This is a genomic window from Streptomyces sp. SID8374, assembly GCF_009865135.1.
GTDB lineage: Bacteria > Actinomycetota > Actinomycetes > Streptomycetales > Streptomycetaceae > Streptomyces.
This window is the reverse complement of the sequence record NZ_WWGH01000001.1, coordinates 3,946,686-3,959,166: the sequence shown is the minus strand read 5'-3', so window position 1 is coordinate 3,959,166 and position 12,481 is coordinate 3,946,686. Positions and strand designations below refer to the sequence as shown.

Below are 12,481 nucleotides of genomic sequence, written 5' to 3'. Positions count from 1 at the left end.
TGCGTGAGCCCCGGACTCCGTAAGCTCCGGCTCACACCCCGGCGTGCGGGAGTGATCCGCGCGGGCTCACACCCCGGCGCACTCCCCCGTGCGCGGGCCGTGGACCTCGTTGGGGCGGCCCGTGTTGTCCGGGGCCGGCAGGTTGCCGGAGCACGCCACGGGACCGGTGACCTTGTTGGCGGCGAGCAGGACGCCCCCGGTGTTGCCGGTCAGGACGACGGCCCCGGTCACCGAGTTGGCGGTGCAGCCCGGGCCGCCCAGCCGGACGGGTCCGGTCGTCCGGCTGATGGCCAGCGGCCCGGTGACGGTCGAACCGCACACGTGGATCGCGGCGGCGCGGTCGGACTGGACCGGGCCCTCCAGCGTGGAGCCGGTCAGCACGAGGGCGGCTCCGGCGCGCACGGTGACCGGGCCGCGCAGGGCGGCGCGCTCGGCGCAGGTGACGCCGTCCGTGACGGTCAGCGGGCCGTTGCGTACGCCGGTGATCTTCGTGGTGCACGCGGGCGCGTGCCGTACCCGGGACTTGTAGTCGAGGGCCTCGGCGAGCTTGCCCGGCTTGGCGTCCGTCAGCGGCTTGCCCAGCTTGGCGAACTCCCCGCCGGTCTCCTTCTTGCCGCCGTTCCACTCCGCGATCCGCCCCAGCTGGGCGGCGGTCTTCCCGTCGTCGACGACCGCGTCCGGGGCGAGCGCGGCCATCGATTTCGAGGCGCTCTTGACCAGGTCGAGGTACGGGCCGGGGGAGGTCAGGTCGTACGCGGCCGCGTCGTGCTCCCCGCGCAGCCAGGAGCCCCACGAGAACTCCAGGAACTCCGAAGCGCCGTCCGGGACTTCGTAACCGATGTCCCGCGTGAAGTAGACGAGGCTGCGGTACGGGTCGTCGCGGAAGTCGGTGATCCCCAGCCGGTCCGGCAGCTGGTCGACGCCCAGGGGCTTGTTGTTCTCGTCGCGCAGCCAGACCTTCTTCTCGGCGCTCATGCGCTGCCAGAAGGCGGCGGGGGAGAGGGAGCTGAAGTTGTCGGTGACGCGGAGGCGGATCGGCAGCCGGGTGGAGCCGTCGGGGCCTTCCAGGAAGGACGTCAGCGTGTGGTGCCCGTCGGTGAGGTAGAGCTTCCCGCCCGGCCCGATCACGGCCGTCTTCATGGGCGCGATCGACTTCGCGGTCTCCTGGCCGAGCGGCACCGTACAGGTGAAGCTCGTCGGGTCGTCCAGCCGCGCGCCGGGGCGCACGGAGGCCGTCTCGCCCTGGCCGTTGGTCTCGCACCAGTCGTCGAACCGCTTGTTGAAGCCGCCCGCCGCCTCGTCCCGGTCGCTGCCGTACCGGCCCAGCTTGTAGAAGACCTGGTCGAAGCCGAGTACGGCCTGCGTCGGGTGGAGTTCGCCCAGGGTGACGTCGATCAGATCGCCCGGCTGGGCGCAGGCGCGCGGCAGCGGCCCGCTCCCGGCGCACGCCCCCGAGCCGCCCGCGCTGCCGGCGCCCGCCGCGACCGCCCCGGTGGAGGCGCCCACGACGACCGTGCCCGCGGCCAGCACCCCGGCCAGCAGCCGGGCCCCGCGTTGCGGCAGTCCGGTACTCGATCTGTTCATGGACGTCCTCTCCGTACACGTGTCAGTTCCGCGCGTCCGTACGCGCGTTCTGCGGCTTGTCGCGCCTCTTCCGCTTCTTCCGCGGTGACGATCGCAAGGCGCGGCGACGCCCGTACGGACGTGGCGTGAACGGACGATGACGCTGTCATGCCACGGCGGGACCGGCCGCGCGTGGCGCCTGGCGCGGGCGTACCCCACCGCCATCCGGCCGACGCTGATGGTGCGTAAGAACCTATAGACCGGAATGCCGGAGTTGTCTCCGTAGGGTGAGGCGGGTGACCGATTCCTCTGCCGCCCTTCCCGATGCCACCGTCCCGCCCACCGCTTCCCGCAGAGCCGTCCCGAGGGCCGACATCGTCCTGCCCTGCCTGGACGAGGCGGCCGCCCTGCCCTGGGTACTCGACCGGGTCCCCGAGAGCTGGCGCGCGATCGTCGTCGACAACGGGTCGACCGACGGTTCGGCCGAGCTCGCCCGCTCCCTCGGCGCGCACGTCGTCACGGAGGAGCGGCGCGGGTTCGGCGCCGCCTGCCATGCCGGACTGCTCGCCGCCGAGGCCGAGTTCGTCTGCTTCTGCGACTGCGACGGCTCGCTGGACCCCGCCCGGCTGGCCGGGTTCGTCCGGCGGATCGCGGACGGCGAGTGCGATCTGCTGCTGGGCCGCCGCCGCCCCGAGGGCCGGGGCGCCTGGCCGCCGCACGCCCGCGCGGGCAACCTGGCGCTGGCCCGGATGCTCCGCCGCCGTACGGGGCTGCGCCTGCACGACCTCGGCCCGCTGCGGGCGGCCCGCCGCGCCGACCTGCTGGCCCTGGACCTCACCGACCGGCGCAGCGGCTACCCGCTCCAGATGGTGGTCCGGGCCTCGGACGCCGGACTGCGGGTCGCGGAGACCGACGTCCCGTACCGGCCGCGTACGGGCAGGTCGAAGGTGACGGGCACCTGGCGCGGCACCTGGCACGCGGTACGGGACATGCGCGGCGTGCTGCGCGAGCCACCGGCGGACCGGGCCCCGGCACCGACCGCCCCGACCCGGACGGAGGCCGCCCGATGAGCGCGTACGGACCCACGGAGTACGAACCCACCGCGCATGGGCCCACCGGCCCTGGCGCGCACGACCTTGACGGCCCGGCCGGGTACGGACCCACCGAGCCCGCCGCGTACGGACCCGCCGAGCCCGCCGCGTACGGACCCGCCGAGCCCGCCGCGTGCGGGCCCACCGGCCCCACCGAGCTGTTGGTCATCGCGAAGGAGCCGGTTCCCGGGCGGGTCAAGACCCGGCTCTGTCCGCCCTTCTCCCCCGCCGAGGCCGCCGAGCTGGCCGCCGCCGCCCTCGCGGACACCCTGGAGACCGTGCTCGCCCTCCCCGCCCGGCGCCGCGTCCTGGTCCTCGACGGGCGGCCGGGCCCCTGGGTGCCGCCGGGCATCGAGGTGGTCCCGCAGAGCGGCGGCGGGCTGGACGAGCGGCTCGCGGCGGCCTTCGGGAGGTGTACCGGGCCGGCCCTCCTGGTCGGCATGGACACCCCGCAGATCACCCCGGCCCTGCTCGCCCCCGCGCTCGCCCCGGACGCCTGGGAGGGCTGCGACGCCTGGTTCGGCCCCGCCGAGGACGGCGGCTTCTGGGCGCTGGGCCTCGCGCAACCCGATCCCGCCCTGCTCCGGGGGGTGCCCATGTCCGTCCCGGAGACCGGTGCGGTGCAGCGGCGCCGGCTGGTGGAGGCCGGTCTGTCGGTACGGGACCTGCCGGTCCTCCTCGACGTGGACACCGCGTCCGACGCCCATCGGGTGGCGGCCGACGCGCCGGGCGGCCGGTTCGCCGCGGCGCTCGGCCGGCTGACCGGGGCGGGGGCGGGGGTGCGATGAGCACGATGCTGCCGCCGTCGTCGTCCCGTACGGCCACGACCACAGGCACCGCCACGACTACGACCACAGGCACCGCCACGACCACGACCACCGCCACGGCCACGGCCACGGCGAACTCCACCGCGACGAGCACGACCACAGCCCCGCAGGAGCACCGGGAGACCGCCGACGCCCCCGGAACCACCCGGTCCCCCGACGCCCCCGGGACGGCTCGGCCCGCCGACACCCCCGGGGCCACCCGGTCCGCCGACCCCCACGGCGCTGCCGAGTCCCGTACCGCCCCCTGGGGCACCGACCCGTACGCCAACGCCCTCCGCAACGGCCGCGGCCCGCTCTTCCTCCGCCGGAGCGACGGCTGGCTGCTGCCCCTGGAGGTGGAGCGCTGGTGCTCCGAGGCGGGCGCCGCCGACCTCTCCGCACTGCACCGGTGCGAGGGCCCGGTGCTGGACATCGGCTGCGGCCCCGGGCGGCTGGTCGCGGAGCTGACCGCGCTGGGCCACCGGGCGCTCGGCATCGACGTCAGCGAGGCGGCCGTCGCCCGCACCCGGCGCATCGGCGGCTCCGCCCTGCTCCGCAGCGTCTTCGATCCGCTGCCGGGGGAGGGCCGCTGGGGCACCCTGCTCCTCGTCGACGGCAACATCGGCATCGGCGGAGACCCGGCCGCCCTGCTGGAGCGGGCGGCCGATCTCCTCTCCACCGGCGGGCTCCTGATCGCGGAGACCTCGCCCCTCGACATCGACGAACGCGTCCAGGTCCACCTGGACGACGGCCTGCGCACCCCGGCGGAGAAGCCCGCGCCCGGCCCGGCGGACCGGCCGTTCCCCTGGGCGCGGATCGGCACCCCGGCGCTGCTGCGGTACGCCGGGGCGTGCGGCTGGCGCCCGGCCGATCAGTGGAGCGCGGAGGGCCGGGCCTTCGTCTCCCTGCGCCGCCCCCGCCACCCCGTACGGGAGCGGAGCGCACGGACCACCAGCCAGAGCGCGGAGAGCGCGAACAGCACGCCGGTGATCAGCAGCCAGTTGGAGAGGTAGACGTCCGGCGTGGTGCCGGAGGCGGCCTCGTACCGCCGTGCCGTCCGCCGGGTGATCAGCGGGAACCAGATCAGCAGGAGCAGCGCGGAGAGGAACACCGGTACGCGGACGAAGTTGACCAGAGCCCGGCGCGGCCCCAGCGCCGCGCGCAGGGCCCGGTCGGCCCCCGCGTACACCGGGAGCAGCACCAGATCGTGCAGCACCGCCGATCCGGCGAACCAGAGCAGGATGGCGAGGGTGTCGCCTTCCAGGAGGCGCACGCCCGCGTATCCGGCCAGGCAGAAGGTGGCCGCCAGCAGGAGCAGGTGCAGCGGCCCCTCGCCGTACCACCGGCGTACGGAGAACGGCGCGCGCCGGGGCCGTGCCACTCTCGTGGACGCTCCCGTGGGCTCTCTCGTGGACATCACAGCTCCCCGAACGTCAGCGACCCGACCCACTTGGTGTTCAGCACCCCGGGCGCGGCCGGCACGATGATCCGGGCCGGGTGGCCGTGATCGGCCGTCAGGGGCGCGCCGTTGACCTCCAGCGCGAGCAGCGACCGATGGTCCCGGACCTGGTTGTCGCGCAGGGCGGCCTTGCGGAAGGGCCCCCGGCGCTGGATCGACTCCACGAACACGCCCGGCGGCCGGTCCGGATATCCGGCGATCACCGCCAGATCCCGCAGCCGCACCCCGCGCCAGAGCTGGTCGGAGGTGGACCAGCCCTCCACACAGGCGATCGGGAGCGCGGCGGTGTGCAGCTCCATGGCCAGCAACTCCTCGCGGGAGAAGCTGAATTCACCGGCGGGCCCGCGCACCCGCAGCCGCCACGCCTCGCCCCGGTCCGCCGCGGTGATCCGGACGGCGGCGGCCGTCTTGTTGATCTGGAAGCCGCCGGGCCCGGGTTCCGTACCGCCGCGCGGGGTGAGCAGCGCGGTCCGGCGCAGCGTCCCGTCGAAGCTCCGCCCGGCCGAGGTGAGCAGCAGGAGCAGCGACCCGGCCCCGACCATCGCGAAGGCCCCGCGCCGGGAGATGGTCGGCGGCAGCGGATCGGGCGAGGCCAGCTCGTCGGCCTGACCGGACGGTACCCCGCGTCTCAACACCCGTACCGCACGCGGCAGTTTGAGGGCGGTGTGCGCGACGAACCCGGCCAGGAACACCCACGCCCCGTAGAAGTGCAGCCGGTAGAACGACCCCGGGAACAGATAGTCCAGCTGGATGTTGAGCAGCCCGGTGAGGAACTGGAACAGCGCCCCGCCCACCAGGAGGAGCAGCGAGAGCCGCTCCAGGGCGTGCGCCACGGACCGTACGGGCGGCAGCGCGAACAGCTTCGGGATCACCGACCAGAGCTTCGCCAGCAGCACGGGTACGAGCACGATCCCGAGGGTGACGTGCACCCCCTGGGTCAGCCGGTAGAGCCAGTGCGGCCCGGTCGGCCAGGCGAACAGGTAGAAGCCGAGCCACCCCTTGTCGGGCGTGGAGTCGTTGGCCGCGTTCAGGTCCGGGTTGTAGGCGGCGTACGAGAGCAGTCCGGTCACGGCCACCACGGTGAGCCCGACGAGCAGGACCAGCCCCAGCACCGCCGTGAACCGCACCCCGCGCACCGGGCTGCGCCAGAAGGCGGGGTCGGCGGGCGTACGCGGGCGGACGCCACGGAGGCGGCGGAGGTCGGGCAGGGGCATGGTCCCGACGCTAGGCGCCGGAGCCCGTACGGGAGCGGCCCCGGCTCCCGCTTCGCCCCGGCGCCGCCCGTACGGCCCAGTGCCCGGGCGCGGGCCCTGTCGTACCACCGGATCACGGCCCGGCGTGCATAGCGTGCCAGCGTGAAGACCGAGGACAGCACCGAGGACAGCACCAAGGACACCGCTGAGAACACCGAGAGGACCGAGCCCGGCGTACCTACGGGCGCCCTGGCCGCGGCCGGAAGCCCCCCGCCACCGGACGACGCCCGCGCCCGGCGCCACGACCTCACCGCCGCCGCCCTCGCGGCCCTGCTCGTCGCCGCCGCGATCCTGATCGGCCGGTACGTCCAGAACCGGACCGGCACCCTCCAGGTCCAGTGGCCGCCCCTCCTGGCCTCCTGGGACCCGCACCTCGGCCCCGGCACCCCCGCCGCGCTGACCATGGCCGTGCTGGTGATCGCGTACGGCCCGCCGCTCGCCGCCCGGCTGCCGTGGCGCGGACTGCTCGCGACGGCCTGGGCCGGGTCCACCGCCTGGGTCTTCTCGATGGCGCTGATCGACGGCTGGTACCGGGGGGTGGAGCGGCGCCTCACCACCAAGCACGAGTACCTGCGGGTCATCGACCGCTTCGACGACATCCCCGCCACCCTGCGCGACTTCACCAACCACATCGTGATCGGCGAGCCCGGCAACTGGCCCGCCCATGTCGCCGGCCACCCGCCGGGCGCCACGCTGACCTTCGTCTGGCTGGACCGGATCGGGCTCGGCGGGGGTGCGTGGGCGGCCGTCTGGTGTGTCGTCGTGGGCAGTTCGGCGGTGCTGGCCGCCCTGATCACCGTGCGCGTCCTGGCCGGTGAGCACCTGGCCCGGCGGGCGGCGCCCTTCCTGGTCCTCGCCCCGGCGGCCGTGTGGGCGGGCGTCTCCGCCGACGGGTACTTCACCGCCGTCGCCGCCTGGTCGGTGGCGCTGCTCGCGCTCGCGGCGACGCGCCGGGTCCGCTTCCCGGGGGTCGCGGCGGTGGGCGGGGGCCTGCTGTTCGGGTGGACCTGCTACCTCAGTTACGGGCTGGGGCTGATGGCGGCGGTCCTGCTCGCGGTCCTGGTGCTCGCGCGGACGGCCCGCCCGGTGGTCCCGTTCCTTCTGGGCGCGCTGGTGGTGCCGGTCGCCTTCACGCTGGCCGGGTTCAACTGGTGGACGGCGTACCACCTGCTGGTGGAGCGGTACTACCAGGGCGCGGGGGGCGTGCGCCCGTACGCGTACTGGGTCTGGGCCAACCTCGCCTGCGCCGTCCTCGCGGCGGGCCTGGCGGCGGTCGCCGGAGTGCGCCGGAGTGCGTCGTACGCCTTCGGGGCCGTACGGGAACTCCGTACACGCGCCGGGGGCGTACGACGCACGGGCGACAGGGCACCGCACGCCCCGGCCCAGCGGCCGGCACCGCACGCCCCCGCTCAACGGCTGGCGCTGCTCGTCCTCGCGGCGCTGGTGGCGCTGCTCGCCGCCGACCTCTCCGGGATGAGCAAGGCGGAGACCGAGCGCATCTGGCAGCCGTTCCTGCTGTGGCTGCTGCCCTCCGCCGCCCTGCTGCCCGCCCGGACGGCCCGGTACTGGCTGGTGGCGTCGGTGGTCCCGGCGCTGCTGATCAACCACCTGCTCTGGACGGGATGGTGAACGGCCGGTCGCGGGGGCGGGTCCGTTTGCGGGGGCGGGGCTGACCCGGTTACGTGGAACGGGCGAGTCCGGAACACCCCGCCCCGCACCTCGTGGAGGTACCTCCGATGGCGAAGAAGAACCGCTCCGCGCCCGCCAAGGGCCTGCGCGGCAGCAAGGTGGGGCTCGCGCTGAGCCTGGGCAGCAGCGCGCTCGCCGTGCTCAGGGCCTCGAAGCAGGTGCGCCGGGCCAAGGGCTCGCACGACAGGCTGAACACGGCCGACGCGGTGGCGGGGATGCTGCCGCTGATCACCTCGGCCGCGCTGATCCTGCGGCAGCTGCGCGGCCGGCGCCGGGAGAACGCGGAGACGGCATAGGGGCGGCGACCACTCCAACGGCGTAACCACGGATCACTGAACCGCCCACGCCCTGGGTACGACTGTGCCGTGCCGAACCCCGTCGAGGACTTCGAGATCACCGCGGCCAGCGCCGAGGACATCGTGACGCTGGGCGTCTGGGCCCACGAGGAGGGCTGGAACCCGGGCCTCGCCGACGGCGGGGTCTTCTTCCCGACCGACCCGGGCGGCTTCCTGATCGGCCGCCTCGACGGCGTACCGGTCACCTCCGTCTCCGTCGTGCGGTACGGCCCCGACCACGGCTTCCTGGGCTTCTATCTGACCCGCCCCCACCTGCGCGGCCAGGGGTACGGGCTGCGCACCTGGCAGGCCGGGACGGACCGGCTCTCCGGCCGCAACGTCGGGCTGGACGGGGTGCCCGCACAGCAGGACAACTACCGCCGCTCCGGCTTCCGTACCTGCTGGAGCAACGCCCGGTACGAGGGCACCCCGCCGACGGACATCGCACCGCCGCCCGGCACCTCGCTGGTCGACGCCCGGACCGTACCGTTCGCGCACCTCGCCGCGTACGACCGGCGGTTCTTCCCGGCGCCCCGCGACGGCTTCCTGGCGTCCTGGATCACCGCGCCGGGCCGCACCGCGCTGGCGGCGGTCCGGGACGGGGAGCTCCAGGGCCTCGGGGCGGTACGCGCCTGCCGGGCGGCCTCCCGGATCGGCCCGCTCTACGCCGCGTCCCCGGCGGTGGCGGCGGCCCTGGTGAGCGCGCTCGCGGCGACGGTGCCGGACGGGGCGGTGGCGGTCGACGTACCGGACGTCAACCCGGCGGCCGTACGGCTCGCGGGCGTGCTGGGCCTGACGCCGTCGTTCGACACGGCCCGGATGTACACGGGCCCGGAGCCGGTGATCGACCGGGGCGGGTACTACGGCATCACCAGCCTGGAGCTGGGCTGAACAACCAGCTCTCATGTCGGATCGGGCCTCCGCAGCACCGGCGGCCCCTCCCTGATCCGGGAGGCGAGCACCGCGATGTCGTCCTCCGCGTCCCCGCCGAACCTGTCCACCACCCGGTCCAGCAGGTCCTCCAGCGTCCCGGTGCGCGGCAGGGTCAGCGAGGCCAGCCGCTCCACGGACACGTCGATGTCCTCGCCCCGGCGCTCCACCAGGCCGTCGGTGTACATGAACAGCACCGTCCCCGAACCGCACGGCACGGCGGTGGTCCGGTAGCCGCCGAAGCCGGTGCCCAGCGGCGGCCCGGACTCCACCCGGACGATGCGGGCCCCGGCCGCCCCCGGGTCGATGAACACCGGCGGCAGATGGCCCGCGCTGGCCACCTCGCACACCCCGCCGAACCGGTCGACGACGGCGAGCAGGCAGGTCGCCGCCCGGTCCAGGCCCGACCGCTCCACCATGGCGTCCAGCTGCTCCAGGATCTGGTGCGGCGGCAGGTCGTCGCCGGCCAGCAGCCGCAGGAGCGAGCGGTAGTGGCTCATCGCCACGGCGGCCTCCACCCCGTGGCCCATCACGTCGCCCATGGCCTTGAGATGGCGGCCGTCCTGGAGCGGTACGACGTCGAACCAGTCGCCGCCCACCAGGACGCCCCGGTCGGCGGGGAGGTAGCGGGTGGCGATCTCGACGTGCGGGTGGGGGCCGCGGGGTTCGGAGAGCAGGGAGCCCTGGAGCTCGCGGGCGATGCTGTGCTCGTGGTCGTAGCGGCGGGCGTGGTCGAGGTCGACGGCGGCCCGCCCGGCGACCTCCCGGGCGACGACGATGTCCTGGTCGGTGAAGGCGGGCGAGCTCTCGGCCCGGACCAGGCTGAGCGAGCCGATCTGGTGGCCCCGGGCGTTGAGCGGGACGACGAGCGCCTGGCGCAGCCCGAGGGCCTGGGAGGCGGCGATCCGGTCGGAGGTGAAGGCGGAGCGGCCGCGCTGGTGGTCCTTCCAGTCGTCGAGGACCGGCTCGTTCTCGGCGAGGCAGCGGGTGACGGCGGAGTCCGCCGCGAAGTCGACGTACTGCCCCGGGTATCCGAACCGCTGCACCTGCTCGTCGAGAGGCCCCTCGCCCCGCAGCGCGGCCCGGCGCAGCCGCAGGACACCGGGCTCGGGGCGGCGTACGGGGTGGCCGACTTCGGGCGGGAAGACGTCGACGGCCGCCACGTCGGCGAAGGCGGGCACCACGAACTCGGCCAGCTCCCGGCAGGTGGTGTCCATGTCGAGGGTGGTGCCGATCCGGACGGCGGCCGTGGAGAGCAGCGCCACATGGCCCCGGGCCTCCTCCAGCTCCGCCCGCTGCCGGGCGACGTCGCTGATCTCGACGACGATCACCATCAGCCCGCAGACGGACCCGCCCGTCTCCAGCCGGTGGTAGGTGGCGCGCCAGAAGCGGGGCTCGGCGGAGGACGCGGCCCAGGTCCGGCCGGTGATGGTCTGCTCGCGGGGTTCGCCGTCACGCAGGACGCCGCGCAGGACGGCGGCCTGGCCGCGGAGTTCGGGGAGCACCTCGGAGAAGGTGTGGCCGATGTGGGCGCCGGCGCGGAGGCCGTTGAGCCGTTCGAGCGCGGGGTTGACGTAGGTGTAGCGGAGGTTCGCGTCGAGTACGGCGACTCCGGCGGGGTTGCCGTCCAGCAGGGCGGCCACGGTCGAGGGGTCGAAGGACGACGGCATACCGTCGCCGCACGCTTCGGCTTCGGCCTGCAAGGGGTTCTCCTCCGCCGTAGATCGGCCTCCGGAACTCCATCGTGGGCGGCGGCCCCCGGCACCGCATCCGCAGCGCGGCGCCTCTGTACGCGCGTACGTACGTGTCTGTACGCGCGTACGTCCGGGCCAAGGCGCCCCCGGGTCAGGAACTCGGCAGGAGTCCGGCCGGTCCCCGCTCGCCGCGCAGCCGGTCGAGGTCGAGGGTGCCCTCCGTGGGCTCGGCGGTGCGCGGCAGCCCGAGGGCGGCGGTGACGGGCTCCGGCAGACTGCCGGTACCCAGCAACCCGGTGACCAGCTCGGTGGTGAGCCGGTGCCAGGCCGGGGCGCGGCGGATCATGGCGTGGTCGCCGCCCCGGACGGTGACCATGCAGGTACGGGCGCCGGCGCGGCGGGCCCGGGCGGTGAGGGACTGGGTGGCCTGGGGGCTGGTGATCCGGTCCCGGCTGCTGTGGACGAGGACGATGTCGCGGCCCGCGAGCTGGGTCACCGGGTCGCCCGGCGGGCACCAGGGGGCGAGGCCGACGACGCCGCGTACGAGGGGGTGCCCGGCGGCGCGCAGGGCGGCCCGGGCGCCCATGGAGTGGCCGAGGAGGACCACCGGCACGTCCCCGGCCTCCTCGCCGAGGGCGTCCAGCGCGGCCAGGGCGTCGCGGAGGGCGTCGGCGCGGGGCCCGTTCCACCCCCGGTGGGCGTACCGCACCTGCCGTACGAGGACCTGCGTACCGTCACCGTCGCCGTCGGCCCGGGGTGCGCGGGTGGCACGGCGCAGGGCGCGGACGAAGGGGCGCATGCGGACGCCGGGGAGGTTGAGTGGGCCCCAGGGCGGCGGCTCCGTCCCGTTCTCATGGCCCCCGTGCAGGACGAGAACCGCAGCCGACGGCGGTCGTTGGGCCACGCGTACCTCCAGATCCGGGTGCGGGCGCCGATGGTCCCGCTCCCTCCGTATTCGGTGCGGACCCGGTTCCGGATTGGGCCGAACGTGTCAACGGGCGGAAAGTGCCGTTCACTGTACGGGCACGCCCCCATCCATGTACGTACCACGAACGCATAAGAAGGAGTCGTCATGGCGGCAGGACCTCCCCTCGGCACCCCGGCACCGGACTTCACGCTCCCGGGCGGTGTCCTGTCCGGCCCGTCCGTGCCCGGGGACACCTTCGAACGCGGCGACTACACCCTCTCCGCCGCCCGGGGCCGGGCCCTGGTGCTGGCCTTCTACCCCGGGGACAACACCAGCGTCTGCACGAAGCAGCTCTGCTCGTACTCCTCGGGCATGGAGACCTTCGAGGGCCTCGACGCGGAGGTCTGGGGAATCAGTCCACAGGGTGTGGACAGCCACGAGTCGTTCGCCCGCACCTACGGGCTCCGCATGCCGCTGCTGGCCGACGAGGGCCGGGAGATCGCCAAGGCGTACGGGGTCGCCGCCCCCGGTATCGGCGTACGGCGGGCGGTCTTCCTCATCGGCCCGGACGGCGTCCTACGCTGGAAGCACGTCGCCCTGCTGGGCGCCACCTTCCAGTCACTTTCCACCCTTGCCGATCAGTTGTCCGGCATTAAAACGGCGTAAAGATTGCCGGGATCCGGCAGTGCCACGAACCGGCCACCTATGGGATCATCCAGCCAGTTCGACGGAAATATCCCGGGGGAAGTCGAAA

Annotated in this window: 11 protein-coding genes; 7 read left to right on the top strand and 4 right to left on the bottom strand. The window is 74.6% G+C overall.

Annotated elements, in window-relative coordinates; genetic code table 11:
* Positions 1 to 66: 66 nt before the first annotated feature.
* Entirely contained in the window at positions 67 to 1,584 is a 1,518-nt protein-coding gene (locus GTY67_RS17345; protein WP_161279259.1) for a ParB/Srx family N-terminal domain-containing protein, read from the bottom strand.
* Between the two features lie 266 nt (positions 1,585 to 1,850).
* Here GTY67_RS17345 and GTY67_RS17340 point away from each other — a divergent pair, with 266 nt between their 5' ends.
* From GTY67_RS17340 to GTY67_RS35530, 3 genes are read left to right on the top strand one after another with little or no spacing between them, the layout of a single operon-like run.
* Entirely contained in the window at positions 1,851 to 2,633 is a 783-nt protein-coding gene (locus GTY67_RS17340; protein WP_343238695.1) for a glycosyltransferase family 2 protein, read from the top strand.
* On the top strand, positions 2,630 to 3,442 hold the full coding sequence (locus GTY67_RS17335; RefSeq protein WP_237502640.1) for a DUF2064 domain-containing protein: 813 nt from the start codon (positions 2,630 to 2,632) through the stop codon (positions 3,440 to 3,442). Before GTY67_RS17340 ends, GTY67_RS17335 begins: the two co-directional genes overlap by 4 nt.
* Complete coding sequence (locus tag GTY67_RS35530; RefSeq protein WP_342636758.1) at positions 3,439 to 4,473, top strand: class I SAM-dependent methyltransferase; 1,035 nt, start codon at positions 3,439 to 3,441, stop codon at positions 4,471 to 4,473. Before GTY67_RS17335 ends, GTY67_RS35530 begins: the two co-directional genes overlap by 4 nt.
* A gap of 403 nt (positions 4,474 to 4,876) precedes the next feature.
* Here GTY67_RS35530 and GTY67_RS17325 read toward each other — a convergent pair whose 3' ends face one another.
* Positions 4,877 to 6,133, bottom strand: coding sequence for a molybdopterin-dependent oxidoreductase (locus GTY67_RS17325; RefSeq protein WP_093687697.1), 1,257 nt, complete (start codon positions 6,131 to 6,133; stop codon positions 4,877 to 4,879).
* A gap of 228 nt (positions 6,134 to 6,361) precedes the next feature.
* Between GTY67_RS17325 and GTY67_RS17320 the strand changes: the two genes are divergently transcribed.
* The 3 genes from GTY67_RS17320 to GTY67_RS17310 all read left to right on the top strand — a co-directional run bounded on the left by GTY67_RS17320 (position 6,362) and on the right by GTY67_RS17310 (position 9,087).
* Positions 6,362 to 7,801 carry a hypothetical protein gene (locus tag GTY67_RS17320; RefSeq protein WP_093687733.1) on the top strand — a complete coding sequence of 480 codons (1,440 nt, stop codon included), beginning with the start codon at positions 6,362 to 6,364 and terminating at the stop codon, positions 7,799 to 7,801.
* A gap of 107 nt (positions 7,802 to 7,908) precedes the next feature.
* Entirely contained in the window at positions 7,909 to 8,157 is a 249-nt protein-coding gene (locus tag GTY67_RS17315) for a hypothetical protein (RefSeq protein ID WP_093687695.1), read from the top strand.
* A gap of 69 nt (positions 8,158 to 8,226) precedes the next feature.
* The gene (locus GTY67_RS17310; protein WP_093687693.1) at positions 8,227 to 9,087 is read left to right on the top strand and encodes a GNAT family N-acetyltransferase; all 861 of its coding nucleotides are present in this window, start codon (positions 8,227 to 8,229) and stop codon (positions 9,085 to 9,087) included.
* Between the two features lie 11 nt (positions 9,088 to 9,098).
* Here the strand turns inward: GTY67_RS17310 and GTY67_RS17305 are convergent, their stop codons facing one another.
* Together GTY67_RS17305 and GTY67_RS17300 are read right to left on the bottom strand one after the other, a co-directional pair.
* A complete protein-coding gene (locus GTY67_RS17305; protein ID WP_093687731.1) occupies positions 9,099 to 10,796 on the bottom strand; it encodes a SpoIIE family protein phosphatase in 1,698 nt (565 codons plus the stop codon).
* Positions 10,797 to 10,971: 175 nt separating this feature from the next.
* Positions 10,972 to 11,724: an alpha/beta fold hydrolase gene (locus GTY67_RS17300; RefSeq protein WP_093687691.1), complete on the bottom strand. Its 753-nt coding sequence runs from the start codon at positions 11,722 to 11,724 to the stop codon at positions 10,972 to 10,974.
* 168 nt (positions 11,725 to 11,892) lie between these two features.
* On the opposite strand from GTY67_RS17300, the gene GTY67_RS17295 reads away from it, so the two are divergent.
* Entirely contained in the window at positions 11,893 to 12,393 is a 501-nt protein-coding gene (locus tag GTY67_RS17295) for a peroxiredoxin (RefSeq protein WP_018514004.1), read from the top strand.
* The last annotated feature ends 88 nt before the right edge of the window (positions 12,394 to 12,481 follow it).

Coding starts and splice junctions, on each gene's coding strand:
- GTY67_RS17325 (WP_093687697.1), bottom strand. CDS start 6,133: ATGCCCCTGCCCGACCTCCGCCGCCTCCGTGGCGTCCGCCCGCGTACG.
- GTY67_RS17315 (WP_093687695.1), top strand. CDS start 7,909: ATGGCGAAGAAGAACCGCTCCGCGCCCGCCAAGGGCCTGCGCGGCAGC.
- GTY67_RS17295 (WP_018514004.1), top strand. CDS start 11,893: ATGGCGGCAGGACCTCCCCTCGGCACCCCGGCACCGGACTTCACGCTC.
- GTY67_RS17335 (WP_237502640.1), top strand. CDS start 2,630: ATGAGCGCGTACGGACCCACGGAGTACGAACCCACCGCGCATGGGCCC.
- GTY67_RS17345 (WP_161279259.1), bottom strand. CDS start 1,584: ATGAACAGATCGAGTACCGGACTGCCGCAACGCGGGGCCCGGCTGCTG.
- GTY67_RS17305 (WP_093687731.1), bottom strand. CDS start 10,796: ATGCCGTCGTCCTTCGACCCCTCGACCGTGGCCGCCCTGCTGGACGGC.
- GTY67_RS35530 (WP_342636758.1), top strand. CDS start 3,439: ATGAGCACGATGCTGCCGCCGTCGTCGTCCCGTACGGCCACGACCACA.